Genomic DNA, 26,889 nt, shown 5'->3' with positions numbered 1-26,889 from the left:
GTCTTCCCCTCTTTTCCACAACCAACTTTCTTTTATGGCAAACAAATACCCTGCGGCAGCTTTGCTGTTGCTCGGCGGCCTGGCTGTTTCTAGTGCACACGCCCAGGACTTATCCCGCGTACAGAGCAAGGAGCTTAATGACAATGGCACCCCCTTCCTGGTTGAGTTCAAAGCGCAAAGCGGCGCGTATAAGCTCAGCCAAGCCGACCAAGTGCTGAAAGAACAACTGCAGCTCACTTCCGAAGACCAGCTGCTGCGAGCCAAAACCGACATCGACGAACTGGGCTACGTGCACGAGAAGTACAATCAGTACTACAAAGGCATCAAAGTAGAGCAGGCTTCTTACACGGTGCACGCCCGTCAGAATGATGTAGCTAGCATTAGCGGTCAGTTTGAGCGTATCAAAGGGCTCAACACCACTCCTTCGCTGAACGCGCAGGCGGCGCTGCAGCGGGCCATGGCCTTTGTAGGAGCTCAGAAGTACATGTGGCAGGACGCCCGCGAAGAGGCTGGCCTGAAGATTCTGGAGAACAATGATAACGCCACGTACTTACCCAAGGGCGAGCTGGTGATTGTGCGCAACTCCCGCACGGCTGATCAGGCCCTGGCGGGTAAGCCTACCCTGGCCTGGAAATTTAACATCTATGCGCAGCAGCCCGTGAGCCGGGCCTACATTTACGTAGATGCTCACTCCGGCGAGGTGGTTCTACAAGACAACATCATTAAGCATGCGGCCGCTACGGCTACGTTTGCTACCGCCTACAGCGGCACCCGCTCTTTAGCTAATGGCACCACTACGGGTGGCTACAACCTGCGGGAGGTTACGCGCGGCCTGGGTATTGAAACCTATAATGCCAAGAAAGGCAGTAGCTACACCGCCGCTACCGACTTCATTGACGCCGACAACAACTGGACGGCTACAGAGTACAACAACGCCAACTTCGACAACGTGGCCGGCGATGCCCACTTCGGCGCCCAAGCCACGTACGACTATTGGAAGGCAACGCACAACCGCAATTCCTTTGACAATGCGGGTGCTAAAATCAAGAGCTACGTGCACTTCGACGACACGCCCGGCGATGGTGTAGGCTTCGAGAATGCATATTGGAATGGCTCGGTAATGACTTACGGCGACGGGGCCACCACCTTCAAGCCCCTGGCCGCCCTAGATGTGTGCGGCCATGAAATTGGGCATGCCGTGTGCGAGAAAACTGCTAACCTGGCCTACCAGAACGAGTCAGGCGCTATGAACGAAGGCTTCTCTGATATCTGGGGTGCTTGCGTAGAGGCCTACACGGTGGGGGTTTACGGTCTCACTGGCAAGTCTACCTGGCTGATTGGCGAGGAAATCAAGAAAAGCGGAGGCGCGCTGCGCTCCATGAGCAGCCCCAACACGTACGGCCAGCCCGACACCTACAAAGGCACCTACTGGAAAGCTACTACCACCTCCCCAACCTCATCTAACGACTACGGCGGAGTACATACTAACTCGGGCGTGCTGAACTTCTGGTTCTACCTGCTCGCTCAGGGCGGCTCCGGTACCAACGACATCAGCAGCGCTTACTCGGTAACGGGTGTGGGGCTTGATGCTGCCGCTAAGATTGCCTACCGCACGGAGAGCGTATACCTCACCGCTTCCTCTACGTTTGCCAATGCGCGCACGGCGTCTATCTCAGCTGCTACGGATTTGTACGGCGCGGGCTCGGCGCAGGTAACGGCTGTTACCAATGCTTGGTACGCGGTAGGGGTGGGCTCTGCTGCTGGTGGCACTACACCGCCGCCTACCACAGTGGCCTACTGTGACTCAAAAGGCACCAGCGTGGCCTACGAGTGGATTGATTATGTAAAGCTGGGCACTATTGCCCGTACTTCGGGCGCTGATGGCGGCTATTACAATGGCACGGCTTCCTCTACCTCAGTAGCAGCTGGCTCTTCTCAGACCATTAGCTTCTCGGCGGGCTTCGCCTCCACAGCCTACACTGAGTACTGGAAAGTGTACATCGACTACAACCAGAACGGCGTGTTTACCGATGCCGGCGAACTGGTTGTGTCAGGCTCTTCCTCTAGCAGCGGCACGCTCACCAGCACCTTCACGGTGCCCACCACGGCCAAGAGCGGTACTACCCGGATGCGCGTAATCGTGAGTGATGCTTCGGCTACCACCAGCTGCGGCACCTATAGCTACGGCGAAACTGAGGACTACACCCTCAACATCAGCGGTGGCACGCTGGCCCCAGAGCCATTGCCTTCGCTGGCAGGCGGTACCACGCTCGGCATGGAAGTAGCCAAGCAGCTGGAAGTATACCCCAACCCCGCCACCGATGTGCTCAACATTGCCCTGCCCAACGGCGCCGAGGTAAAGTCTGCCACTATCACCGACTTGCGTGGTGCTAAGGCAGTAGGTGCCCGCTTCGAGAATGGTCAGCTACATGTTTCGGCTCTGAGCAAGGGTCTCTACCTGCTCACCGTAAGCGACGGACAGAAAACTTTCCATCAGCGCTTCATGAAGCAATAGTCAAGTGCTTCAGCCAACAAAAAGGGCCCACCAAAACGGTGGGCCCTTTTTTATTTGTGTATTCCTGACAGGTCTTACGCCTGCCATGCTGGCCTAGCGGCGCCAAGGTGCGTATTCCAGCTTTATCTCGGCTAGGCCGTAGCCGTCATTGCGGTTCTTGTCGGAGATTGAGCGGCCTGAGGCAGGACTTACATCATCCAATTGGTCGGTAGCCGTGAAATAGTAGCTGCCTTCGATGGAAGCATTGAGCTTGGGCGTAAGCCGCAGCGTAACCCCCACACCCACCGGCGCCACTACCGTCAGGGCCGGGTAATCAAGCCGCTCGGGGCTTAAGAAGTTGGTATTATTGGCGGGGCGCTCGGTGCCCGTGTAGGCCTCGGGGTTGTAGAGCAAAAAGCCAGCACCTGCTTTCAGATAGGGCTTCACCAGGGCAGCCGGGCTGCGCGGGTCGGCGTAGGCCCCTTCATCGCGGAAGGGTTCCCAGCGCAAAAAGGCCACCCCCGAACCGTTGCGGCCGCGGAAAGCCAAATTTCGCTCCGGAATATGGTCTTTGGCTCCAAGCTGAAAGTAGGTGGCCTCGCCCCCCACCAGCCAGTGCGGTCTGAACTTGTACAAGAGGCCCAAGCTGGCACTCGGCCCCACTAACTGGTCGCCGAGGCTGCCAGTAATGTCGCCATTATAAAAACCGGCGCCTAGGCCTAGGGTGAAGCGCACGGGCCCGCGGAAGTAGGGGCGGGCGTTGCTGTCGTAGTGCCGGCGGCGGCGTTCGGGGCCGCCATCCTGCGCGGTAGCTTGCTCAGTGGCAACAACAGATAACAGCAATAGGGTGGGAAGCAGAGGTCGAAGGTTCACGCGAAGGGAAGTTGGTGAGAGGCTACGGCATACGCCACCAAGGCGCCGACTGTTGTACAACGTCGGGGAGGCTGGGTTTATTTGAATTGGCCGGCGGGGTCGGGAAGCTTCGCGATGAGGTCGGAAATAAGATCAAAGTCGAGGCTGCTCACGCTCAGCTTCTGGCCCTGATGAATGGCTTCCCAGGCCTGCGGGTACTTCTCCTGGTAGAAATACACACGTGCCATCTGCTGCCATGCGTCGGCGGGAGCGGCGGGCTGCGCCACCGATTGCTCCAGGTAAGTAGCGGCGGTGGTCAGGTCTTTTCTCTTTTTAGACTGCTCATACACGATGAGGTAGCAGGCGCCTAAGTCGTTGAGCAGGTTGGCGTTCTTTGGGTCAAAGGCCAAGCCCTGGCTCAGCAAGCCAATGGCCGTTTCGGGCGTAGCCTTTTGGCTGGCAATGATGCCCAAGCCCCGATAAGCATCGGGGTTTTTCTGGTCTAGCAGCCAAGCCAGGTTAAAGCGGTATTGGGCAGTATCGGCCTGGTTCTCGCTGAGGTACTCGTAGCCTTTGGTGGAGAAAAAACGACTAGCCTCTTCGCGGGAGGCGAAGCTGCGGGAGATATCTGCCAAGAAAGCGGGGCCCACGGCTTGCTCTGCCTGTGCCGGAGAAAGCCCGCCAAACATAGGCTGCAAGCGGTTGGCCGACGTGATAACCGCCACAGTTTCGCCCTTGGTCTTAACTTTTGTTTTGCGTTGGGCCAGCGCGGGGGTAGCTTCCCAAACAAAAAGGGCTGCTGCCAGAAGCAGCGTTGATTTAAATGACTTCATAAGAAAAGTAACGCCAGAGAAAGAGTGGCTGAAAACCAAAGATAAGCTGCTGAGCGCAACCCTGAGTGGGTAAGCGCGTTGGGTAGGCAGCCCGGCAATCCGGGGCCCGCCCGATGGAGTATATCAGGCTCCTGCACCCGTCAGCTACCGTGTTGGAGCTAACGGGCGGGAGTCATTTTCTTGTGTTTCATGCGCACTTTTTTCTTTCGGGTACTGCCCGGCTTTATCATCCTGGCGTTGCTGCTTGGCCTAGCCAATGAATACGCCGTAGCGCGACCCAGCCGGCGAATAGCGGATGTGGCCTACATACCCGCCACCGACCCTGGGTTCGACACGGAGCGCCACCGCCTTGATGTGTATGTGCCCAAGCAGAAAGCAGCTGCCCTGCGGCCGGTGGTGGTGTTCATTCATGGCGGTAGCTGGAACAGCGGCAACAAGAACTTCTATTCCTTTATCGGGCGCCGTTTGGCCAAGCAAGGCGTAGTGGCCGTGATTATCAACTACCGGCTAGCACCAAAGGTGGAGGTGCCAGCCATGGCCGACGATTGCGCCCGGGCCGTGGCCTGGACAACACAGCACATTGCGGAGTACGGCGGCGACCCGCAACGCCTCTACCTGATGGGGCACTCCGCCGGAGGTGGCCTAGCGGCTCTGCTCACCGCCGATAATCAACTGCTGGCCCGCTGGGGCATGGCGCCCAACCCGGTTCGCGGCGCCATCCTCGATGACCCCGCAGGCCTTGATATGTATGATTACCTGCAGAAAATGCAGTACCCCGGCGACGAGCAATATCTAGTGCCGTTTGGCAAGGAACCCACCGTGTGGCGCACAGTATCACCGATGTACCACATTACGGCTAGCACAGCCCCGTTTTTGCTATTCGTGGGCGGTGAAACGTACCCCTCCATTCAGAATAGCAGCGCGAAGTTTCGGGAGAAGCTGGTAGCGTTAGGCCAGCAGCCGGTTTTTAAAGTGCTGCCCGGCAAAAAGCACGTGCCAATGGTGTTGCAACTTTACTGGCAGCACAACATCATCTATCAGGAGCTGCTTCAGTTTGTGGGTGCCTCAGCAGCTACCAAGGCGGCCCGATAGGCCTAGCGCCTGTTGTTGGTTAAAATGCGAATAGCTGCCCCTGAGTAGCCGGCCGTTCAAAGTCCAGCAGCCACCGTTTGCGGGCTAGGCCACCAGCATACCCCGTGAGTTGCCCATTGGCCCCAATTATGCGGTGGCACGGCCACACAATGGCTAAGGGATTCTGGCCATTGGCAGCCCCTACTGCCCGCACAGCACCTGGGTTTTGTAGCAGGCGAGCCAGATCTAGATAAGAAGCCGTACGCCCAAACTCTACCTGCGGGAGGGTTGCCCACACCTGGCGCTGGAAGTCAGTGCCTTGGCGGGGAGAGTAGGTTAGATCGAATTGCTTCAGCTCTCCGCCGAAGTAGGCCTGCAATTGCCGGTAGCTTTCTTGTAAGCAGCTAGGCACTGCCTCTTTCCTGGTTTCGTCCAATCCATTAGTCGGCTGATCAAGGAACCTGACTACACTCAACCCAGCGTCAGTGCCACGGATTTCTAGCAGGCCTAGGGGCGATGATAAAAAAGCAGATACCTCAGACATAGCCAAACAAAACAAGTAGAAAAAATGCACAGAATATGGTTGGTTAAACTCAACCGTATGGGCCAAATTTACAGGTTTTATGCACTAAAATATTGATTAATAGTAGTATGGCAAGGATATGCGACAAATGCCAGGGGAATTGATTTATATTGTGATGGTCTTACGAGCGAAGAGCGGCTGGCAATTACCAAAATCATCTTCTGAGGCGTTGGGAGTTACACCTGCGTGCTACCGTTTTTCGCTCCCAATATCCTTTCTGCTGTGCAAAAACTACTGTTCTGCTCTATTCTGGGGTTACGCTTCTTCGATTGGTCTTCGGCCGCATCGGCGCAAGGCCTTGGTACAGGGCTTACGGCCCTTTATTATAACAACGGCACTTTGGCGGGGGCACCCGTTCTGAAGCGCCTCGACCCCAATGTTGAATTTCATTGGGGGATGGCGGCACCCGCCCCTGAAGTGTCGAAGGACAACTTCTCGGTGCGTTGGGAAGGCCTGCTGGCGGCGCCGGCTACGGGCACCTACAAGTTTGCCGTGGCTACTAAGGAGGGCGTTAGGCTTTGGGTAAATGGTAAAAAAGTACTTGACACCTGGAACGGTAAAGGCTCAGTACAGCTAGATGGTAACACCGTGAGCCTAGCGGCCGGCGAAAAAACTACTATCAAGCTAGAGTACTTTGATGAAGACGGTGATGCTACAGTTGCCCTGCAGTGGATGCCGCCCGGGCAGGCCTTGCAGACCATTCCGGCCGGCGACCTATACCCCGTAGGCTCACCTACTACCCCTGACCCCGCGGAGGCAGTACAAGCAGCCTTAGCAGCCAAGGCGGCCGCGGCGCAAGCTGCACATCCCGTAGCCGCTAAGGCCGCCCCTGCAGCAAATGCCCCCGCACTTACTCAGTCGTTAGCTCCTAAGGCGGCGCCTGCTAAGAAAGAAGCCCCCAAAACCACTACAGCGGCTAAACCAGCCGCTAAACCCGCTCCTAAAGCAACTGCCGCGAAACCTAGCACTGCGGCACCGGTGGCCCCTGCTGCCGCGGCTCCAACGGCCAAGGCCATAGCACCAGGTGCACTGGCGGGTGGCGTATTCATGTTGAAGTCAAAGGCCGATGGCACGGCCCTAGAAGTGGCAGATGAGAGCCACCCTTACCGGGGAGCACCCACTGTTCCGGGCCGCAGCACACCTCCGCAATGGAAAATTGAAAACGCTGGCGATGGGTACTACCGCCTCTTAGTACAGGGTAGCACCAAAGTACTCGAAGTGCTGGGCAGCTCTACCTCTAATGGAGCACCCATGAGCTTGTGGAGTTTCTACAGCGGTAACAACCAGCTTTGGCAAATTGAGGAAGTAGGCGACGGTTATTACAAGCTGATTGCCAAGCACAGCCGCAAGGCCCTAACCGCCAAAGACTCTTTGGGTGGTGGCATTCAGCAGTGGCGCTATAAAGGCGAGCCAACTCAGCAGTGGAAAATTGAGCCGGCTGTAGTGGAAGTACCCAAAACGACTCTGGCAGCCAGCAAAATTCCTGGTATTGGTGCTAACAACATGAGTGTGTACCCAAACCCTTCCAACGGGGTGGTGCAAATGAACTATACTCTGGCGGAAACCATGCCGCTGGGTTGGGTGCTCTACGACCAGCGAGGTATTGTGGTGCGTGTGTCAGATTACCGCAAGCAGGCGCCCGGGCAGCACAACCAGTCGCTCGACTTCACTAGCCTCCCCGCTGGCGATTATAATCTGCACCTAACCGTAGGCACGGTTACTACTTCCCAGCCTCTGCAGATTCGGCGGCCCAAAGCGGAGCCTACCGGCGGCCAGACCGCGGCACAATAGCGCTAACCGTCCCATCAAAAACAGACATCTGCTCCCACAACCGCTCAAACTCCCGGGAGTACTGGCCTACGAGGGCTGGGTCCTGGGAGATGAGCAGGTTTTCTTGGTTGTGAGATGCCGCTGAGCGTGTCCAGTTGTAGCTGCCCGTGAGTACGGCCTGCCCGTCGGCCACGGCAAACTTATGGTGCATGTGATACTCGGTGCAGTCGGTGCGAGTGAGGATGCCTGCCGCGTACAATTGCTGCACATCGGAGCCCTGGTCCCGGACTTTGTCGTTGTCGGTGAGCAACCGGAGCTTTACCCCACGGTGATGAGCCATGAGTAAGGCTTCCGTAAGCCGGTCATCAGCTACGGTAAACACGCACACATCTAGCGTCTGTTGGGCCGCCTGGATAAACGCCTGAATGGCTTCAACGCACGCTAGGCCAGGGCTGAAATACACACCAGATTTGTACCCAGTAGGGGTGGCTTGAACAGCAACTTGGCTAGCCTCTGAGCTTGTAGACAGCAGCGCGCTAGCTTCTTCTAGCCACTCAAGTACTGCCTTGTCTTTGAAAGTGTTGAAGCGCTCTTGCGCTAACGCAAACAGCTGGTGACGCAGGGCCTCGAGAGAGCCTCCGCCCTGGGTAAAGCGCGTCAGGCTACCCCGCAACTGCCGGGCTTCCTCTGGCGAGAGGTTTACATCGGCAAATGCTTGGCGAAACTGCTGCAGCAGCTCTGTGGCAGAGAGGGGTGCCAAAGGGCGGTTCATACCGAAGGAACCGCTTTCACTAGGCGGCGCTTAGTGGGTTGCCGCTGGGCAGCCGCTACCTGAGCCTGAGCCACTAGCAGAGCTTCGGCCGAAGGCGCATGCAGTACCCGCGTAAGGCCGGGCTCAGGGTGGGCCAGATCCGCATCCCACAGCCCCGCATGGTGCCAAGGAGAAAGGTGGTCCCAGTCAGGCCGGTCAATGATGGGGTAGAGGCACACGCCCAGCAGCGGCACGCCGGCTTTAATAGCGGCCACCGACTCTTTAGCAATCATTTCCAACCACAAAGGCCGGTCGATACCGGGGTGGCTGGTTTCGGTAATTACTACTGGCCGGTCATAGCGCTTATGCGCCTTGGCCAATAGCTGACTCAGCGACTGCCACCGCGGGTCGTTGCTTTCATTAGCCCAAGGCAACGTATGGTGCGGATGATGCTGCCACTGGTTGTCGTAGTAGAAATTGAAGCCCAGCAGGTCTACGTACTCTGGCTGACCGCCCAGGTCGGGGCACAAGCGCCCGCAAAGCATGTCTACGCTCTGGAATTGCGATTCGTGCGAGTCATGAGCCCACCGTATTTCTTCGGCATTAGCTCCTATGCGCGGAACCACATTTATCAGCGGCTCCGTGGTAAGAATTCTGATGGATGGGTCAGCTTCCTGCAATGCTGCTACGCCCTCAATGTAGGCACGCATCAGCCCGCGCTTCACCTCCCAGCCCTGGCCTACGCAATACGGCGAGGTACCCCGGGCATCACCACCCAGCCAGCTCATAAAGCTTACCTCGTTGATGGGCGTTACAATGAGCACATCGTCGGGGCGCTGCTGACGGTAGAAGTCAACGAAGGCGCGACACAGGAATGCAAAGCGTCGCGCAAACATGGGGTGTAAGGGCGTCAGGTCGTCGGGGTAGCCGAAGTGGCACAGGTCCCAGATCTGCTGAATGCCGTGGCGCTTGCCTGCGTCGAGCATGACCTGCACAGTGCTCCAGTCATAACGGTAAGGGGTCTTCTCGATCTGACTCCAGCGAATGCCCTCGCGCACGCTGCCAATAGCAAAGTCCTGCAGGCGGGTGTAGTCCTCATCTAGCAGCGGCAGATGACCGGTTAGCGGCAGAAAGTCTACTCGGTGGCCGAAGGCATTCAGTTGGTCGGTGCACTCGAAGCCCCCCATCCAGAATGATTTAAAAGGCGAAGCGGCGGAAAAGTCTTTTTGCATAGAGTAATTGACGTGCAGGGAGAAGAGAACAAATAAGCAACAACGCGCAGGCGCACTGTTGCTACTACTGCCGGGGTACAGTTAACTGTAGTGACTTCACGACAGAAGGAGAGACGTACTGTGGAGTTCGAAGGTTACGTGTTATATCTGAGGCGAAACCGGCGCATCGGTGGGGGAGGTGGCGCGCTGCTTGCCAGATAAGCCTTTGGCCTCGATGAAGATACGCTTGAACTCAGGGTACTTCGCCCGGATAGCGTCCTGCAACGCATCCACGCTGCGCTCTACTTCCACTGCCGAAAGGTGGTCATGAAACTCTACATCCAAGGCCAGCACCACATCGTGCGGACCCATGTACATGGTGAGGGGGCGGCGCACTTGCTCTACGCCGCGCTGCTGCCGGGCAATGGCTTCCAAGTTATCCAGCGTTTCGTCGTCGACGCCTTCGCCCACCAGCAAGCCTTTGGTTTTGTAAATTAGAAACACGGCTACTGATACCAGCAGTATGCCAATGCAGATGGATGCCCCACCATCGAAGTACGGGTTATTGAGTAAGTGCCCGAAGTACACTCCCGCCAGCGCAATGACTAGGCCTAGCAGTGCGGCCATATCTTCCATCAGAATAGCGAAAATGGAGGGGTCCTTGCTGCGGCCCAGAGTGGCCCAGAAACTAGTGTCGCCGCGCTCCTTGTTGAACTCGCGCAGCGCCAGAAAGCAGGAGATACCCTCAAACAACATCGACAGGCCTAGCACTACGTAGTTCCAGGTGGGGTCGGTGATGGGCGAAGGATGCTTGAGGTGCTCTACGCCCTCATAAAACGACATGCCCCCACCCACGGAAAACACCAGAATGGCCACAATCAGCGACCAGAAGTACAGCTCTTTGCTACGCCCAAACGGGTGGCGGGCGTCGGCGGGCTTCTCCGCTTGCTTCACCCCAAATAAGATCAGCAAGCCATTGCCGCTATCCACCAAGGAGTGAATGCCCTCAGAAAGCATAGCAGAGCTGCCCGTAAAAAAGGCCGCTACGAACTTCGAAACGGCAATAGCGACGTTAGCCGCGATGGCCCCGTAAATCGCGATTTTAGATGAACCCGCAGACATGCAAAAGTAGGTTGGGTGATTCCGCTGAGTGCAGCGGGGGTGAGCGTCACTACGCAACTCTTTAAACCGGGGTTGGCGGGGCCACTGTCTGAAGGCAGCTGTACCTGCTTAAGCTCAACGGCTAAGAAAGCTGGATCTTGTGAGGAGGCACGGCTAGCCAGTGGCCTAGGAACTTGAGCAAGCCGCCGCCAGAAGGCGGCTCCTTCGCATAAGGTAGCCGGAGGCATAACGGAACCTGCTAGGCCACTGCCCGCACAAAATAGCGCCGAGCCCGGCCGGTGTATTGAACAATCTGCTTTTATTCGACTTTTACGACCCATGACGCAGACTTCTACTACTCCTACCGAAGCAACGGCTCCCCTCCGCCGTCGCCTCGGGCTTGTGCAGGCCACCGCCCTGAATATGATTGACATGGTCGGTATCGGCCCTTTCGTGACCCTGCCGCTAGTGATGGGGTTCATGGGGCCTTACTTTCTGCTGGCTTGGCTGGTGGGGGCTGGCCTGAGCGTGGTAGATGGATTAATCTGGAGTGAGCTAGGAGCTGCGTACCCCGAAGCCGGCGGCTCGTACCGCTTCCTGAAACTGGCCTACGGTGAACATAAATGGGGCCGGCTGATGTCGTTTCTCTACGTGTGGCAAACCCTAATTCAGGCGCCGCTGGTGCTGGCCTCGGGGGCCATTGGGTTTGCGCAGTACTTCGGCTACCTCGTACCGTTTGACGCAGAGGAGCCCTGGCAGCCCAAGCTAGTATCGGGGGCAGTGGTATTGCTCCTCATTGCCTTGCTCTATCGCCGCATTGAGGATATTGGTAAGCTGGGCGTAATGCTGTGGGTGGGCGTGCTAGGCCTCATGGTCTGGCTGATTTTTGGCGGCATCACGCACTCTACGCACGAGGTGGCCTGGCTACCAGCGGGCGGCCTAACGGCGCTGCCGGGCATCCTGATTTCGGCGGCCATGGGGCAGGCTGCAGTGAAAACCATTTACAGCTACCTGGGCTACTACAACGTATGCCATTTGGGTGGCGAGGTGAAGGAGCCCCACAAGCTCATTCCGCGCAGTATTTTCCTGAGTATTCTGGGTATTGCGGCGCTGTACCTGCTCCTCAACTGGAGTGTAGGCACCGTGATACCGTGGCAGGAGGCTAGTAAGTCGGAGTTTATTGTGAGCACCTTCGTGGAGCGCCTCTATGGCGTTGCCGCTGCCAAAGCCGCCACGGCGTTAGTATTATGGGTGGCATTTGCCTCCCTGTTTGCTGTGCTGCTGGGTTACTCGCGCATTCCCTACGCCGCAGCTGCCGATGGGGAATTTCTGCCAATTTTTGGCCGCCTGCATCCCACCAAGCAATTCCCGCACGTTTCGCTGCTCATTCTGGGCGGGGTAGGGTTTGTATTTAGCCTCTTATTCCGGTTGGGAGAGGTGATCAGCGCCATCCTCGCCATGCGCATCCTCATTCAGTTTGTAGGCCAGGCAGTAGGCCTAGTGCTACTGCGTAACAGGCGCGGCACTGAAGGGCTACCCTTCAAGATGCCCTTGTACCCACTGCCGGTGGTGCTAGCCATTGCCGTGTGGCTGTTCATTCTCTACAGCACTGGGCCTACCCTCATACTCTCGGCCCTCGGGGTTACAGCAGCGGGCGTAATAGCCTTCTTAGTATGGAGCCGCAGCTTGGGCCGGTGGCCATTTGAGCGGTAACCCACCCCCATCTTCACTAGGAAAGGGGGCGCCAGACAACTCCAACACCTTCGCTTACACGCATCCCTCTCTCGGAGGAGGTGGGGTTTGGGTTAGGCTAACCGCTTCTCGTAGCAGAAGAACCGCAAGCCCGGTCGGAAGGCCAGGGTGATTTCACCGGCGTACCGATAGCCTAGCTTTGGGAAAAGCCGCTGCGTCGCCTGGTTTTCAGAGTTAGTATCCACGCGCAGCACTTTCAAGCCTAACTGGGTGGCCAGAGTTTCGGCGTGCTGCAGCAAGGCTACTGCTAGGCCACTGCCTTGGGCTGCTGGGTCAACGGCCAGGCGGTGCGTAACCAAGGCCGGCTCGGCGGGGTCCCAGTCGGCTTGGGCGTACTCGGGGTCTTGGTCGTTGTTGGTAAGGGCGGCTATGGCGGCTATGTGGCCATCCAATTCTGCTATCCACAGATGCTGCCGCTCAATATCTAGCTGAAACACCTCCTCATTCGGGTATTCTGCCGACCACTGCTGGTTGCCGCTTGCCTGCATGAGTGGCACCACCCGGCGTATGAGTGCTAGGATAGCCGGAATATCAGTAGGAGTGGCAAGGCGGATGTGAGTCCCCATAGAACAGGTGTAGTATGATTGAATCGGTGAGGCGTAGCAGTGAGATGCAAAAGTCTGATGCTGGCTCCGCCTGTGCAATATGAAGTGGCCTAGACGAAAAAAGCGCCCTGTAATAGAGCGCTTTTTTCGTCTAGGCCACCTTGGCCAACTACTTGCTATCCACGGTGCAGTACGGCAGCCGCTTCCTTAGCGAAGTAAGTTAGGATAGCATCGGCGCCGGCGCGCTTGATGCTCATGAGCACTTCCATCATGGTTTTCTCGCCATCGAGCCAGCCTTGCTGCGCGGCTGATTTCACCATGGCGTACTCCCCCGACACGTTGTAAGCCGTAACTGGCAGGTGCGTGTTGGTGCGCACCTCGTGAATTACGTCGAGGTAGCTTAGCGCGGGCTTGATCATCACCATATCGGCGCCTTCCTGCTCATCGAGGGCCAACTCCCGGAGTGCTTCGCGGCGGTTGGCGTAGTTCATCTGGTACGTTTTCTTGTCGCCGCGCTTGGGGGCTGAGTCCAGAGCATCGCGGAAGGGGCCGTAGAAGGCCGAGGCATATTTGGCCGTGTAGCTCATGATGCTCACGTGCGAGAAACCGTTCTGATCGAGAATGTCGCGGATCCAGGCCACGCGGCCGTCCATCATATCCGAAGGGCCAATGATGTCGGCGCCGGCGCGGGCTTGGGCCAGGGCCATCTGGCCTAGCACCTCCAAGGAAGCATCGTTCAGGATTTCGCCCGAGTCGGCGTCAACAATGCCATCGTGGCCGTCGCTGGAGTAGGGGTCCATGGCCACATCGGTCATGAGTACGATGTCCGGAAACTGGCGCTTGATGTCGGCTACGGTCTTGAGGTAAAGACCTTCGGGATTAGCGCTTTCCTTAGCGAGCCGGTCTTTCAGGCCATCATTAATGCTGGGGAAAGGGGCAAAACTTTTAATGCCGAGCTCCACACAACGCCCGATTTCGTCGATGAGACGGTCGGCCGAGAAGCGGTGAATGCCGGGCATGGAGTGAATTTCGAGCTGCTGATTTTGCCCTTCAATCAGGAAGGCGGGATAAATAAAATCGTGCACCGACAAAGTCGTTTCCTGCACCATGTTGCGGATAACTTCGGACTTGCGGTTGCGACGCGGACGATGCGTGGGGATAATGGCCATGCGTTGTTTTCAGGAATGAGACGAACTAGAACAACTGCCGCAAAGGTAAGGTTGCGCCGATGCCAAATTCCCTTTACACCAAAACGCCGCGCTGCTCCCAGAAACAGGGGCGGCACGGCGAGCGGCGGTGTGTGAAAATCAGAGCGAAACCAACGCGGGCAAAACCAGCGTCGGGAAAAGAGTGGCCTACTGCTGGCTGAACTCAGCAGCCTGCGCGGCCGTGAGGGCTACGCGAGTGCCTTGGGGGCCCTGCGAATCGTGGAGGATTACCACAGTGCGGGCGGTATCGGAGGGCATATCTACTACATTCCGGAAGGGGCGCGACACAAACGCTGAACGGCTGGTCTGGCAGCTAGCCAGCATCGAAACACCACAGAGCAGAAGTAGAAGACGAGCACGCATAACGGTAGAGCTTGAAGTAGTTATGAAGCAAAACTACTTCAAGCTCTTGCGCGATGCTGGGTAACTCGGTCAACGTGAAGGGATCCGCTACCAGCAGGGGCGTTTCATCGGTTAGCGAAATTGAGCTATGGGTAAAGGGCCGTTTTCGCCCGATAAACGGGGCTACATATTGAAAAACTCTTGGAACACCTCTAGCCACGCGTGCTCGCCACCAAAGGCCATTCCTAGGAAGTAATACCCCAAAATTACTATCAGAGCCCCTACGCCCAGGCCTAGCCACCCGCCCAGCAGCAAGCCCGTTACCACGCCCACTGCCACTACGGCTATGCCCAGCAGCAAGTGCCGTGTTTCATGAACGGCGGCACCTCTGGGCTTGCTGGCTGCCGCTGACTTGGGGAGCAGACTATGGGAAGTAGTGAGTAAGAGGCGGTGCGCCAGCCGGGGCCGGCCAGAGCGGGAAAGAGCTTTCGTTTGGGGCACACTAGGTTTGGGCTCACTACGGCGGGCGGCAGTAAGCGTGACGGACGCGGCAGGAGCGGTGTAGGCCACTACGGCTGCGGAACTGCTCACGGTACTATCAGCGACGGGGCGTACGGGGGCTAGAACAGGCCTAGCAGCGCCGGGCGAAGGCCGAAATTGAAAGGCTACTCGCTCGCTGCGGCAGCCACCTAACAGGCTCCCCCACATAACAACGAGAATAAGAAATGCCTGACGAGAGCAGGAGCAGGGTAGGAGTAGCCGAAGCGGCATTGAGAGTGCGGAAAAAGGTGAAGCAGAAACTATTCGTTGCGCCAGTAATAGAAAATCATGCCCCCTAGCACAACAAGCAGTACCCCCACTAAGGGAATAAACGACGAGCCGGAACTGGCAGCGGCCCCAACGAGGAGCAATACCCCCAAGGCGGCCGTTAGCACTGCCAATACCAGGGGCATGTAGTCGCGCGAGGGGTGGGCAGGATGGCGGAGTGCTTTGCGGTACGGCACAGCTTGCCGACTGGTTGTGGAGCGCGCAACGCCACTAGGCAGAATAGCTGCTAGCATAGGCAGTGGCCGGGGTAATGCCCGCCGGCCAAGCCGCCTGTGCTGCGGGGGTATTGGTAGCGGTTGTTTCAGCTGTGGTGGTAGCCGCGCGGCTGTAGGTTGGGTGGGCCGCCCCATTGCTGAAACAGGTAGCTGAGGTGGCCTAGGGGCAGCTGGCGGCTTGAAATAAAAAGCCACTTTCTCGCTTCGGCAGCTACTAGCCAACAGCAGGAGTAAGGCCAGATAACAGGAGTAATAACGACGCATACGATAGCACTAAATAGAAACGGACTGCCCCTAAAGTAAGGCAGTCCGTTGCAGGAACCATAGAGCCTGATGAGTGGCCTAAAACTCCAGAATCACTTGTTCAATTACATCACAGACCTCATGAAGCTGCTCCTCGGTAATTACCAGCGGCGGTGCAAACCGGATGATGTCGCCGTGGGTAGGCTTGGCCAATACACCCCGCTCCATTAGCGTTACGCACACATCCCAAGCGGTGCGGCCATCGGGGTGGGGTTTGATAACTACGGCATTCAATAGCCCTTTGCCGCGCACCAGCTCTACTACTTCGGGGCGCTTGGCCTGCACGCGGCGCATCCGCTCCCGGAATACTTCACCCAGAACGCGGGCGTTCTGAGTGAGCTTTTCCTCCAGCAGCACGTCGAGAGCAGCGCGCAAAACCACGCTGGCTAGTGGGTTGCCGCCAAACGTAGAGCCGTGCTGGCCCGGCTGAATGGTAAGCATAATTTCGTTGCGGGCCAGCACCGCCGATACGGGCAGTACACCACCCGAAAGGGCCTTGCCCAGAATCAGCATATCGGCGTGGACGCCCTCATAGCATACGGCCAGCAACTCGCCAGTGCGGCCTAGGCCAGTCTGGATTTCATCAGCAATAAACAGCACCTTGTGGCTCTTGCACATCGCCGCTGCGTGGGCTAAGTAGCCTTCTGACGGAACTACCACGCCGGCCTCGCCTTGGATGGGCTCTACCAGAAACCCGCACACGTGCGGGTTTTGCAGCGCTTCTTCCAGGGCCTCCAAGTCATCGTAAGGCACCACCTGGTAGCCAGGGTTGTAGGGGCCAAACCCACCGGTTGAGTCGGGGTCGGTGCTGAAGGAGATAATACCGGTGGTGCGGCCGTGGAAGTTATGCTCAGCCACGATGATAAGTGCCTGATTAGGGGCAATACCCTTCTCCTGGTAGCCCCACTTGCGGGCCAGCTTTAAGGCCGTTTCCACGGCCTCGGCCCCGGAGTTCATCAGCAGAGCCTTGTCGTAGTTGAACAGTTCACAGAGCTGCTTTTCGGCGGCACCTAGCTGGTCGTTGAAGAACGCCCGCGAGGTGAGCGTGAGCTTCTGGGCCTGCTCGGTGAGGGCCCCAATAATGCGCGGGTGGCAGTGGCCTTGGTTTACGGCTGAGTACGCCGACAGGAAATCGTAATAGTGTTTGCCTTCAACGTCCCACAGGTGCACGCCCTCGCCCCGGCTTAGCACCACGGGCAGCGGGTGATAGTTGTGGGCGCCGTAGTGGTCCTCAAGAGCCATCAGCTCCTGGCTGCGGCTGTGGGTGGTGGCAGTGGTAGAGTGCATATGTGTGGGGTGGGATGGTGATGAATGTCAAGGCGAAGTACTCAAAACTACGCTAAAACACTGCGTGAGGATCAGGCTCCACTATTCGGAAGCCCGTCAATAACAACACGTGGGCAGCCCCTCGTATGGTAGTGCAAGTGATTGTAATACAAGTTGTTGAATTGTTGAGCTGTGAATTGATTGCTACAGTTCTGCTTACCGGTGATGAATATGGCTACGCAAGGTTTTTTCGGACGGCACCGAGTTGCTTCCTTTCTGTTGATTGTAGTGGTGCTGCTATTGGCTGGTGGGGCCTACATGTATTTCAAGACCGACAAAGGCAAGGAACTGCTGCCCACACTTGAAAACGCCTCGCTGAATGTGAATAATGTTACGGCCAACTCGTTGCAGGCGCAAATGAAGGTAGACTTGCGCAATCAAATGCCGGTCACGCTCAACATCGACAGCCTCAGCTACGTGACCCGCGTGGATGGGGAGGTGCTTACAAAGGGCGCGAAGGATGAACCCACTGTCCTCCACGGCGACTCTGTTTCCCACCTCACGCTGCCCGTTTCAGTGCAGATGGATAACCTCAAGCGCAAGGTGCGCACCAGCCAGCAGGACTGCGTGGATGTGGAGATGGACATGAAGCTCTATACCCGGCTGCCTGTAGCTGGCCCTCAGAGTATTCCGGTGCGCGTGACCAAACGCGTTTACATCCCCAAACTGCCTAAAATTGAAGTGGCAGATGTAGATATTAAAGATCTAGGCCTCAAAAACGGCGAAGCTGTAGTAAGTCTGCGCGTTACAAATTACAACCCCTTCCCAGTCACCGTGCGTAGCGTCCGCTACAAGTTCAGCGTCAGCGACGATATGGAAGTCGAAGGCACCGAGACTAAGGACGTTACCTTCCGCAAGAAGGGGGTGGAGCTGATGCCAATTCACGTGCGCTTCGAGCCCAAGGCGATGCCTAAAGTGGCGTTCAAAGGGCTCTTCAAGGCCGAAAAAACTCCTTATAAGCTGACGGGGGCAGCCGTCATTGCTGCCGGTGAGCACAACCCCAAAGACATGACGATGAACTTCAACAGCTCTGGTTCCCTCAAAGATCTGAAGGAAGTTGCTAAGCCAGAAAAGCTAAAGAACTAGTTGAGTATGTGGCCTAGAGCGTTATTTGATCGACAAAGCGGCTAAGCGCTCCTCCAGGTCCAGGTATTTGCCAACGTAGTTGCCTTCCTCAGTGCCATTAGGCCGGAGCAGCAGCCAATCCAGAATGACCGTTTCCTCAAAAGTGACTAGGGCGCCAGCTATGGTTCGGCCCTCGGGGGAAAGCCGCACAATCCGGCCCGTAACTTGGCCAGCCTGCCAAGCAGCAACCTCCACAACCAACGGCTCAGGGGTAGCCGACTCATTAAGAACATTGGCCGTTAGGTAGCAGGTAGTGCCAGCTTGCAACCCTCGCTGGTAGCGCTGCCGCAGTTGTGGCAAGGTGCGCTTCGCTTCTTTCCGGGGGAGCTCTGGGAGCGGGCCTTCCTGCTGCTCTAGATGCGTTACCAATGAAGCCAGCGAGGAGGATGGCTGCTGTGCGTGTACTGTACCGGTAAGAGAAAAGGCCAGCAGGAAGGTGATAACAGTACGCATACACGGGAGGGCTAAGAGCGCTGGCCTAGAAAAGCAGCGGATAACCTGCTGCTTAGGTAAGATACAAAAGTAAGCCCATTAGAGTTTTACCAGAGCTCATCCGGCAAGCAGGTTGTATCTTGCGGGCTCAATCGGTTTTTTCGGCGTGCCTCGTTCTATTCCTCAGCCTCTCCAACCCGGCGACTACTACTACACTCCCGAAGGCTACATGGTCTTCACGGAGCAGTACCACCTGCGGCGGGGCACCTGCTGTGGGAATGGCTGTCGGCACTGCCCCTGGCAGCAAGCCCAAGAAAAAAAGAAGGCCTCTAGGAGTACCAGGGAAGGCTAACCCGCTATTTTTCAGCCTTCCGGTTTGCTTCTGTCAAAGAAATGCCGATATTTGCGTCCCTTTTTCCAGCATTGAAACCTCTAAGCTCCTGATATCATGGCCCGTGTTTGTGATCTGACCGGCAAGCGTACCCGCGTAGGTAATAACGTTTCGCACGCCAACAACAAAACCAAGCGCAAGTTCTACCCGAACCTGCAGAAAAAGCGTTTCTACATCCCCGAAGAGGATGCTTGGGTAACGCTGAAAGTTGCTGCCAGCACCATCCGCACCATCAACAAGAACGGCATCATGTCGGTCCTGAAGAAGGCCAAAGAGCAGGGCTTCATCGTTTACTAGTCTAAGCAAAGGCTAGAAAAAGTTAAGCGCAACGCTTCTATTCTGAGTATTGCCGGGTCTTTTTTCGAAGAGGCCTACGCGGTTATTCAGAGTGGAAGCGTTGCGCTGCTTTTTTTGCTAGGCCAGTTTCTCTTGCGTCTTGCGGTTTTTTCCGGAAGTTAGTGCCACCCAAGACCTCCTTAAGCCACGGCTGCCTGCTAACGCAACGTTAGAAGAGAATCCAGGTCCTTGCGGTTGCTATGCTCCACTCTTTTCTGAAGCCCTCGGCCTGGCCAGCGCTGCCAGCATTCTTGCTCACTGGCCTATTAGCCCTCACGGTGCCGCACCAAGGGCAGGCTCAACGCGCCGCCGGCCCCGACCGCCCCGCCGATTTTCTGGACCCCGCCTTTCACAAGCAGCGCCGAGAGTTGGTGCGCCAGGCGTTGCCGGCGGGCTCAGTAGCCGTCCTCTTCGCGGCCCCCGTACGTAACCGCGCCAACGATGTGGACTACGTGTACCACCAGAACCCTGACTTCTACTACCTCACCGGATACGAGGAGCCGGAGGCAGTGCTAGTGCTGTTCAAAGAGCCTCAAACCTTCAATGGACAAGCCGGCGTAACGGAAGCCATCTTCGTGCAGCCTCGCAACCCGCAACGGGAGCAGTGGACGGGCCGCCGCCTCGGCATTGAGGGCACCAAGCAGCAGCTCAAGGTGCAGTACGTAGCCGATAACAAAGACTTCGCGACGGCCGGCATAAAATGGTCGGGCTTCCAGCAGGTGCATTTCCTGGAGTTGCCCCAGGACGTCCGCAACGACGCACGTGACCCCGCCGACCTTTACGACTTAGTAGCCACCTTCCGGCAGCAGGCTGCGGTACCCGCCAACTTCGATGCCTCCGCCTCGGAGGTACATAAGCTCATTGAGCAATATGGCCTGCGTGGAGCCGACCGGCTGCGGCCTTACTTGCAAAACGTGGTGCAGGAGCAGCCCACGCTAGGCCAGGATGCCTACGTGCAAGGCTACCTGGCGGCGAAGAACGATGCCGAGCGGCAGAAAGCAGTAGCCAACAAGCCCAACAGCCGCTTCGAGACCAGCACCCTGAATGCCACGCTGGACCGCTTGCGGGAAGTAAAGACCCCGGAAGAACTGGCTTTGCTCCGCCGTGCCGTGCGCATTAGCGCCGTAGGCCAGCAGGAAGTGATGAAAGCCACGCGCCCCGATATGGGCGAGCGGGAACTGCAGGGCTTGCATGAGTACGTGTACCGGAAATACGGCGCCGAGTTTGAAGGCTACCCCAGTATTGTGGGCGCCGGCAACAACGCCTGCGTGCTGCACTACATCGAAAACAGCAAGCCCCAGGTGAAAAATGACCTGCTGCTGATGGATTGTGGAGCCGAGTACCACGGTTACTCCGCCGATGTTACCCGCACCATTCCACCTTCCGGTAAGTTCAGCCCTGCTCAGCGTCAGATTTATGAGCTAGTGCTGGCCGCTCAGGATGCGGCGTTTAAGGAGTGCAAGCCCGGCAAAGACTTTCAGGCTCTGCACGCGGCAGCTCAAAAAGTTATTGATCAAGGATTGATGAAGCTGGGCATCACTAAAACCGCGGAGGAAACCCGCAAGTATTTCCCGCACGGCACCAGCCACTATCTAGGCCTCGATGTGCACGACCGGGGGAGCAACGGCCCTCTGCAGGAGGGCAATGTAATTACCGTCGAGCCTGGTATCTACATTCCGGAGGGTAGTCCCTGCGACCAGAAATGGTGGAATATCGGCGTCCGGATTGAGGATGATGTGCTGATTACCGAGAAAGGGTACGACAACTTATCCAAAGAGGCGCCGCGCACCGTAGCCGAAATTGAAGCCATGATGGATAAGCCTAGTGGCCTAGATGCGTTCAAGCTGCCTGAACTCAACTAGGGGCTAGAAAAATCGTCCTCTGTATAAATATGTTATTAGATGGAAGCAGCGTTAGCGGGTGCGGAAAGGCTTTCTTAGTAGCGCTAGGCCAGTATGCGGGAGGCTAACCACACTGGAAGAGCAGATAGTAGAATAACTTTACAAAGGTTTCTCCATCTGACTGTTTGTCAATTCCACAAAGCTTTGTACCTTTGCAGTCCTTAATCCTAAAACCTAAGTCGAGATGGCTAAAAAAGGAAACCGGGTGCAGGTAATCCTGGAGTGCACCGAGCACAAAAACTCGGGCCAGCCGGGCACCTCGCGCTACATCACCACGAAGAACCGCAAGAATACCCCTGAGCGCATTGAGCTGAAGAAGTTCAACCCCGTGCTCAAGAAGATGACCGTTCACAAGGAAATCAAGTAATTGAGCAATGGCTAAGAAAGTAGTAGCAACCCTGAAAACCGCTACCGGCAAGGACTGGGCTAAGGTTATCCGCGCGGTAAAATCGGAAAAGACTGGTGCTTACACCTTCAAAGAGGAGATGGTACCTGTTGACAAAGTACAGGATTACATCGCCACTGGCGTTAAGTAATTGGGCGCCTTCGCGGCTTTCCAACGTAAATGAAGAAGTCCCGCCTTTGTGGGACTTTTTTGCGTGTTAGGGTTTTGCAACCTGAAGTCTTGGGGCTTTAGGTTTTCCGGCGCGCAAGCCTGAGCTGCCCTTCCTGGCCGGGAAGCGTGGCCTGTATTAACCACGGTCCCAAGACCTTAAGCCCCCGACCCCCTTATGGGCCTCTTCGATTTCTTCAAGAAAGACAAGGAAAGCAAGGAGCAGCAACAGGCCCTCGATGAGGGACTGCAAAAAACCAAAACCAGCTTCTTCGATCAGCTCAGCAAAGCCGTAGTTGGCAAGAACACGGTTGATGAAGCTGTGCTCGATGACCTGGAAACGCTGCTGGTGCACGCCGACGTAGGTATCGACACAACGGTGAAGGTTATTGACCGGATCGAGAAGCGCGTTGCCCGCGACAAGTACGTAAGCACCTCGGAGCTTGACCGCATCTTACGTGAAGAAATAGCGGATCTGCTGGACCGCAACAGCGGAGCCACCGGTTCAAGAGCCATTCTCGACCGGCCTGATAATACCGGCTCGCCTTTCGTGATAATGGTAGTGGGTGTGAACGGAGTAGGCAAAACCACCACTATTGGTAAGCTCGCGCACCGTTTCCACTCAGCCGGCAAAAAAGTAGTGCTTGGTGCCGCCGACACTTTCCGGGCAGCGGCGGTAGACCAACTCATCATTTGGGGAGAGCGAGTAGGCGTGCCCGTGATTTCGCACGGCATGAACACCGACCCCGCCTCTGTGGCCTACGACGCGGTGAAGAAAGGGGTGGAAATGCAGGCTGATGTGGTAATCATTGACACCGCGGGCCGTTTGCACAACAAGGTGAACCTGATGAACGAGCTCAGCAAAATCAAACGGGTGATGCAGAAGGTTATTCCGGATGCGCCCCATGAGGTATTGCTGGTACTCGACGGCAGCACAGGCCAAAATGCCTTCTTGCAAGCCAAGGAGTTCACCAAGGCCACCGAAGTATCGGCACTGGCCATCACCAAGCTCGATGGCACGGCCAAGGGTGGCGTGGTTATCGGTATAAGCGACCAACTGCAGGTGCCCGTGCGCTACATTGGCGTAGGGGAGAAGATGACTGACCTGCAGCTCTTCGACCGTCATACTTTCGTGAACTCGCTGTTTAAGAAATAGGCCTAGGCCAGTATAAGGTAATCGAGCCTCATCGGAGTAATTTCCGATGGGGCTTTTGCTTTTATTTATGCGCAGGCAACTACTCCGCATGAAGTTGGCATCTGGCCGGTAATGGAAGCAACTTCTACGTTGGAAACCTCCGCGCCTCCTGCTCGGCTAGACTCATTTCTGAGCCAGAAACTCCGGTTCTGGTCGTTGGTGGCCATGGTGTTGCTCGTGTACGTGCACGCCTACAACCTACACCCACGGTACCTACAGCCCTGGACGCCGGTTGAGGAGCCGTTGTCGGTGGGCGCGTGGCTGCAGTACTTCTTGGCTAATGGGCTGTTTCGCTTCCGCATTCCAATTCTGTTCGCTATTTCCGGCTACCTCTTCGCTCACCACGATAGTCGCGCCCCGCATAAAGTCCGGGTGAAGCGGCGGGTGCAAACGCTGCTGGTGCCTTACCTGCTCTGGAGTGCTCTAGGCCTAGGCCTGACGTGGGCAATGGAACAGTATCCCGCCACCCGCCAAGTGGTGCTGGATGCGGGGCTTAGCATATTTGGGCCGCAAAACCCGTTCGTGAGTAACTACAGCCCTAGTGAATTGCTGTTACGGTGGCTACTGCTGCCAGTGCCGTTTCAGCTGTGGTTTCTGCGTAGCCTGCTGGTATATAATCTGGCCTACCCGTGGCTGCGCAAGGCGGTGGAGCGGGGACCAAAGATTTACTTCCCCATCGTGGCTCTGCTGTGGATGTTCGAGATTAGCTTTCCGCCAATTATCGAGGGTACTGGCCTACTATTTTTTGCGCTGGGCGTGTGGCTACATAAGCGAGAAATAGATGTGCTTACACCACCGCAGTGGTTTAAAACGGGAGGGTTTGCCCTGCTATGGCTGGTGCTGCTAACAGGCAAAACCTGGTTGGCCTTTCATACAGAGCATCCTCCCTTCATTCCCATGCTAGTGCTACACAAAACGGCGGAAGTACTGGGTATGGGCGTGATGTGGTTTGGGGCTGATAGACTGGTGCGCGCTGCAATGCGCCAGCCGTGGTTTGTGTGGCTAACGGGCTTCTCTTTCATGATTTACGCTTTGCATGTGCCCTTGGTAAACTACGCCACGGAAGCAGCGTTGCGCACCTGGTCTAGCCAACAGCTCGGCGTATTTGGGTTGCTGCCTTTGGCGATAGTGCTACTAGCCGTAGTGCTGGGGGCCGTGTTGCGGCGGGCAGCACCGCGCGTGTACGGACTGCTGACGGGTGGGCGCGGATTGTAGGCCACTCTGCTAATGCTACTCGGGAAATGGAACATTCGCAGTAGGAAAAGGCGTTGCCGAGTTCGTACCTTTGCGGTCCAAAATTCGCCGCGGGCCGTAGCGGGCAACTTTCTCACTCCTAAGAAATTGTCCGGCCGCCCGCTTACCTACCCAGCATGAAAGTTAGAAGCCAGCAGGCCAATAAAGTCAACGTTATTACCCTCGGTTGCTCCAAAAACCTCGTCGATTCGGAGGTGTTGATGGGGCAGCTGCGCGCCAACCAGTTTGATGTAACGCACGAAGCGGAGAAAAACGACGCTAACATTGTCATCATCAATACCTGCGGCTTCATTGATAACGCCAAGCAGGAGAGCATTGACACTATTCTGCGCTACGCCGACGAGAAGGAGGCTGGCCGCTTAGAGAAGCTCTACGTAACCGGCTGCCTCTCTCAGCGCTACAAGGACGACCTGGAGGTGGAAATTCCGCAGGTAGATGCCTACTTCGGTACGCTGGAGCTGCCTCAGCTGATGAAAACCCTGGAAGCCGACTACAAGCATGAGCTTGTAGGTGAGCGGCTCCTGACTACGCCCAAGCACTACGCGTACTTTAAGATTGCCGAAGGTTGCAACCGCCCCTGCTCGTTCTGCGCCATTCCGCTTATGCGCGGCAAGCACCAAGACCGGCCCATCGAGGACCTAGTGAAGGAGGCCAAGCGCCTTGCTTCTATGGGCACGAAAGAACTCATCCTGATTGCCCAAGACTTGACGTACTATGGCCTACAGCACTACGGCGAGCGGAAGCTGGCTGACCTGCTGCGCAACCTCTCCGATGTAAACGGTATCGATTGGATCCGGATGCAGTACGCCTACCCCTCGCAGTTCCCGCTGGATGCGCTGGACGTGATGAATGAGCGCGACAACATCTGCAAGTACCTGGATATGCCCCTGCAGCATATCTCTGATAACATGCTGAAAACCATGCGCCGGGGTATTAGCAAGCGCCGCACCGTGGAGCTGGTAGATACCATCCGGCAGCGCGTGCCCAGCATTGCGCTCCGCACCACACTCATTGCTGGCCACCCCGGCGAGACCCAGCAGGACTTCGAAGACCTCTACAACTTCGTGGAGGAAACCCGCTTCGACCGCCTTGGCATCTTCACCTACTCGCACGAGGATAACACACACTCCTATACACTGGCTGACGATGTACCGGCCGAAGTAAAGCAGGATCGTGCCGACCAGATTATGGAGCTGCAGCAGGGCATTTCCATGGAGCTAAACGAGCAAAAGGTGGGCATGACCTACAAAGTGCTCTTCGACCGTAAGGAAAGCGGCTACTTCGTAGGCCGCACCGAGTTCGACTCGCCGGAGGTAGATAACGAAGTGCTGGTACCCGCTACCAAAGACACCTACGTGCGCATCGGCGACTTCGCCAACGTGGAAATCACAGATGCCTCCGACTTTGACCTCTACGGCAAGCTGGTGTAGAGGAGCCATTTACCCTAAGCAAAGCCCTGTTCTGGACTACCAGAGCAGGGCTTTTCATTTCAGCAATAGGGTAGGAAAATAAGAGCTACTTGGGGTTGTATACTTTTGATGCCCACCTTGCGCGTGGAAGCAGTGCAGTTAACAAGTTAATGAGTAGGTAGCAAGAGCGTATGGATATCCGAATTCAGCAACAACCAGTAGATTATCAGATTGAAGGCGAAAGCCACCCGGCTGATAACCGGATATTATTAGCCGTTGATACCGACCTGACTGCCGGGCAGCCATGGAGCGTAGCCGGATACGTGGTAGCCCCCTTCTTGACTGCCGCTGAGAATATTACGTTGCGCGAAGGCCTAGCCGAGAAAGTACGTGCCGCTGTCTGCACCGTAGGCTGCAACGTGGCCGCCGATTGGCCAGTGGCCCAGTATCACGAGGTGATTGGCGATGACCAAGCGCGGCATTTGGACGTGGTGCAGCAGACCAAAGAATACCCACTGGAGGCGCTGCCGCTACCCGTAATGCTGCTTGAAGAGCGCGTAAGTGCTTTGTGTGGCCGACGCGTACGTGTGCAGAATCCGCGTACGGAATTAGCGCAGTTTCACTTACGCTTGGCACGCCCCGGCCGTACCGATAACAACCCCCTGCACCGCGACGTGTGGTTAGACCGTCTGCGCGATGGCATCAATATTTACTTCCCGATAGCAGGCAGCACGGCTGATTCTTCCCTCACCTTAGTCCCTGGCAGCCATTGGTGGCCCGAAAGCCGCACCGAGCGCACCGCGTGCGGAGCTGTCTACAACGGTACGGCCTACAGTGTGCCCGCTCTGAAAGACGCCACCGAGCCGCTGGAGCTGGTGCGGCCCAACCCTGGACCGGATGAGGTGCTCTTATTTTCGCCGTATCTGCTGCACGGCGGGGCACTGAATCTGAACTCTGATGCTACCCGCATTTCGCTAGAAATGCGGTTTTGGGCAGTTTGAGCAGTATCATTAGCTTGGTGGATGGCCTACGGACGGCGGTTAATTTACTGGAGGCTAAAAAAAGCCAGTTACTTTGTGGCGTCTGGCCGGTTATAGCCGAATTACAT

Annotated in this window: 27 protein-coding genes; 14 read left to right on the top strand and 13 right to left on the bottom strand. The window is 56.7% G+C overall.

Annotation, left to right across the window (positions count from 1 at the left end; genetic code table 11):
* Nucleotides 1-34: 34 nt before the first annotated feature.
* On the top strand, nt 35-2,515 hold the full coding sequence (locus tag EU557_RS09625) for a M4 family metallopeptidase (RefSeq protein ID WP_135530161.1): 2,481 nt from the start codon (nt 35-37) through the stop codon (nt 2,513-2,515).
* Between the two features lie 93 nt (nt 2,516-2,608).
* Here EU557_RS09625 and EU557_RS09620 read toward each other — a convergent pair whose 3' ends face one another.
* Together EU557_RS09620 and EU557_RS09615 are read right to left on the bottom strand one after the other, a co-directional pair.
* On the bottom strand, nt 2,609-3,367 hold the full coding sequence (locus EU557_RS09620) for a hypothetical protein (RefSeq protein WP_135530160.1): 759 nt from the start codon (nt 3,365-3,367) through the stop codon (nt 2,609-2,611).
* 77 nt (nt 3,368-3,444) lie between these two features.
* Nucleotides 3,445-4,179 (bottom strand): tetratricopeptide repeat protein, encoded by a 735-nt coding sequence (locus EU557_RS09615; RefSeq protein ID WP_135530159.1) that lies wholly within the window; start codon nt 4,177-4,179, stop codon nt 3,445-3,447.
* Nucleotides 4,180-4,368: 189 nt separating this feature from the next.
* Here EU557_RS09615 and EU557_RS09610 point away from each other — a divergent pair, with 189 nt between their 5' ends.
* Nucleotides 4,369-5,271, top strand: a complete 903-nt coding sequence (locus EU557_RS09610) for an alpha/beta hydrolase (RefSeq protein WP_135530158.1) — start codon at nt 4,369-4,371, stop codon at nt 5,269-5,271.
* 19 nt (nt 5,272-5,290) lie between these two features.
* Here the strand turns inward: EU557_RS09610 and EU557_RS09605 are convergent, their stop codons facing one another.
* Nucleotides 5,291-5,794, bottom strand: a complete 504-nt coding sequence (locus EU557_RS09605) for a methylated-DNA--[protein]-cysteine S-methyltransferase (RefSeq protein WP_135530157.1) — start codon at nt 5,792-5,794, stop codon at nt 5,291-5,293.
* 261 nt (nt 5,795-6,055) lie between these two features.
* On the opposite strand from EU557_RS09605, the gene EU557_RS09600 reads away from it, so the two are divergent.
* Nucleotides 6,056-7,624 carry a PA14 domain-containing protein gene (locus tag EU557_RS09600; RefSeq protein WP_167855147.1) on the top strand — a complete coding sequence of 523 codons (1,569 nt, stop codon included), beginning with the start codon at nt 6,056-6,058 and terminating at the stop codon, nt 7,622-7,624.
* Here the strand turns inward: EU557_RS09600 and EU557_RS09595 are convergent.
* The 3 genes from EU557_RS09595 to EU557_RS09585 form a co-directional block, all read right to left on the bottom strand.
* A complete protein-coding gene (locus EU557_RS09595; RefSeq protein ID WP_135530155.1) occupies nt 7,596-8,375 on the bottom strand; it encodes a phospholipase D-like domain-containing protein in 780 nt (259 codons plus the stop codon). The two genes, EU557_RS09600 and EU557_RS09595, sit on opposite strands and share 29 nt — an antisense overlap.
* On the bottom strand, nt 8,372-9,586 hold the full coding sequence (locus EU557_RS09590) for a glycosyltransferase family protein (RefSeq protein WP_135530154.1): 1,215 nt from the start codon (nt 9,584-9,586) through the stop codon (nt 8,372-8,374). The genes EU557_RS09595 and EU557_RS09590 overlap by 4 nt, the downstream gene beginning before the upstream one ends.
* Before the next feature lie 141 nt (nt 9,587-9,727).
* Nucleotides 9,728-10,687, bottom strand: a complete 960-nt coding sequence (locus EU557_RS09585) for a cation diffusion facilitator family transporter (protein WP_135530153.1) — start codon at nt 10,685-10,687, stop codon at nt 9,728-9,730.
* 318 nt (nt 10,688-11,005) lie between these two features.
* On the opposite strand from EU557_RS09585, the gene EU557_RS09580 reads away from it, so the two are divergent.
* The gene (locus EU557_RS09580) at nt 11,006-12,379 is read left to right on the top strand and encodes an APC family permease (protein WP_135530152.1); all 1,374 of its coding nucleotides are present in this window, start codon (nt 11,006-11,008) and stop codon (nt 12,377-12,379) included.
* Between the two features lie 92 nt (nt 12,380-12,471).
* Here the strand turns inward: EU557_RS09580 and EU557_RS09575 are convergent, their stop codons facing one another.
* From EU557_RS09575 to rocD, 6 genes are all read right to left on the bottom strand, one after another.
* Nucleotides 12,472-12,984, bottom strand: a complete 513-nt coding sequence (locus tag EU557_RS09575; RefSeq protein WP_135530151.1) for a GNAT family N-acetyltransferase — start codon at nt 12,982-12,984, stop codon at nt 12,472-12,474.
* Between the two features lie 155 nt (nt 12,985-13,139).
* Nucleotides 13,140-14,132 (bottom strand): porphobilinogen synthase, encoded by a 993-nt coding sequence (hemB, locus tag EU557_RS09570; protein WP_210116016.1) that lies wholly within the window; start codon nt 14,130-14,132, stop codon nt 13,140-13,142.
* Between the two features lie 186 nt (nt 14,133-14,318).
* Nucleotides 14,319-14,534, bottom strand: a complete 216-nt coding sequence (locus EU557_RS09565; protein WP_135530150.1) for a hypothetical protein — start codon at nt 14,532-14,534, stop codon at nt 14,319-14,321.
* Between the two features lie 162 nt (nt 14,535-14,696).
* Nucleotides 14,697-15,221, bottom strand: coding sequence for a hypothetical protein (locus EU557_RS09560; RefSeq protein WP_135530149.1), 525 nt, complete (start codon nt 15,219-15,221; stop codon nt 14,697-14,699).
* A gap of 92 nt (nt 15,222-15,313) precedes the next feature.
* Nucleotides 15,314-15,574 carry a hypothetical protein gene (locus EU557_RS09555; RefSeq protein WP_135530148.1) on the bottom strand — a complete coding sequence of 87 codons (261 nt, stop codon included), beginning with the start codon at nt 15,572-15,574 and terminating at the stop codon, nt 15,314-15,316.
* Between the two features lie 324 nt (nt 15,575-15,898).
* Nucleotides 15,899-17,146, bottom strand: coding sequence for an ornithine--oxo-acid transaminase (gene rocD / locus EU557_RS09550; RefSeq protein WP_135530147.1), 1,248 nt, complete (start codon nt 17,144-17,146; stop codon nt 15,899-15,901).
* A 210-nt stretch (nt 17,147-17,356) separates the two neighbouring features.
* On the opposite strand from rocD, the gene EU557_RS09545 reads away from it, so the two are divergent.
* Entirely contained in the window at nt 17,357-18,271 is a 915-nt protein-coding gene (locus EU557_RS09545; RefSeq protein WP_167855146.1) for an LEA type 2 family protein, read from the top strand.
* A gap of 21 nt (nt 18,272-18,292) precedes the next feature.
* Here EU557_RS09545 and EU557_RS09540 read toward each other — a convergent pair whose 3' ends face one another.
* On the bottom strand, nt 18,293-18,763 hold the full coding sequence (locus tag EU557_RS09540; RefSeq protein ID WP_135530145.1) for a hypothetical protein: 471 nt from the start codon (nt 18,761-18,763) through the stop codon (nt 18,293-18,295).
* A gap of 145 nt (nt 18,764-18,908) precedes the next feature.
* On the opposite strand from EU557_RS09540, the gene EU557_RS09535 reads away from it, so the two are divergent.
* The 9 genes from EU557_RS09535 to EU557_RS09495 all read left to right on the top strand — a co-directional run bounded on the left by EU557_RS09535 (nt 18,909) and on the right by EU557_RS09495 (nt 26,782).
* Complete coding sequence (locus tag EU557_RS09535) at nt 18,909-19,094, top strand: C1orf53 family protein (protein ID WP_135530144.1); 186 nt, start codon at nt 18,909-18,911, stop codon at nt 19,092-19,094.
* Between the two features lie 96 nt (nt 19,095-19,190).
* Complete coding sequence (gene rpmB / locus EU557_RS09530) at nt 19,191-19,430, top strand: 50S ribosomal protein L28 (protein ID WP_045689230.1); 240 nt, start codon at nt 19,191-19,193, stop codon at nt 19,428-19,430.
* Between the two features lie 239 nt (nt 19,431-19,669).
* A complete protein-coding gene (locus tag EU557_RS09525; RefSeq protein WP_135530143.1) occupies nt 19,670-21,331 on the top strand; it encodes an aminopeptidase P family protein in 1,662 nt (553 codons plus the stop codon).
* Nucleotides 21,332-21,554: 223 nt separating this feature from the next.
* Complete coding sequence (rpmG, locus tag EU557_RS09520; protein WP_045689232.1) at nt 21,555-21,737, top strand: 50S ribosomal protein L33; 183 nt, start codon at nt 21,555-21,557, stop codon at nt 21,735-21,737.
* 7 nt (nt 21,738-21,744) lie between these two features.
* Nucleotides 21,745-21,906, top strand: a complete 162-nt coding sequence (locus EU557_RS09515) for a DUF4295 domain-containing protein (protein WP_110976337.1) — start codon at nt 21,745-21,747, stop codon at nt 21,904-21,906.
* 195 nt (nt 21,907-22,101) lie between these two features.
* Complete coding sequence (gene ftsY, locus EU557_RS09510) at nt 22,102-23,079, top strand: signal recognition particle-docking protein FtsY (RefSeq protein WP_135530142.1); 978 nt, start codon at nt 22,102-22,104, stop codon at nt 23,077-23,079.
* A gap of 111 nt (nt 23,080-23,190) precedes the next feature.
* Nucleotides 23,191-24,333: an acyltransferase family protein gene (locus EU557_RS09505; protein ID WP_135530141.1), complete on the top strand. Its 1,143-nt coding sequence runs from the start codon at nt 23,191-23,193 to the stop codon at nt 24,331-24,333.
* Nucleotides 24,334-24,488: 155 nt separating this feature from the next.
* The gene (gene rimO, locus EU557_RS09500; protein ID WP_135530140.1) at nt 24,489-25,802 is read left to right on the top strand and encodes a 30S ribosomal protein S12 methylthiotransferase RimO; all 1,314 of its coding nucleotides are present in this window, start codon (nt 24,489-24,491) and stop codon (nt 25,800-25,802) included.
* 170 nt (nt 25,803-25,972) lie between these two features.
* Entirely contained in the window at nt 25,973-26,782 is an 810-nt protein-coding gene (locus tag EU557_RS09495) for a phytanoyl-CoA dioxygenase family protein (protein ID WP_135530139.1), read from the top strand.
* The last annotated feature ends 107 nt before the right edge of the window (nt 26,783-26,889 follow it).

It is taken from the genome of Hymenobacter wooponensis (assembly GCF_004745865.1).
Classification (GTDB): Bacteria; Bacteroidota; Bacteroidia; order Cytophagales; family Hymenobacteraceae; genus Hymenobacter; species Hymenobacter wooponensis.
The sequence above is the reverse complement of the archived record's forward strand: the minus strand, read 5'-3'. Positions and strand labels throughout refer to the sequence as shown.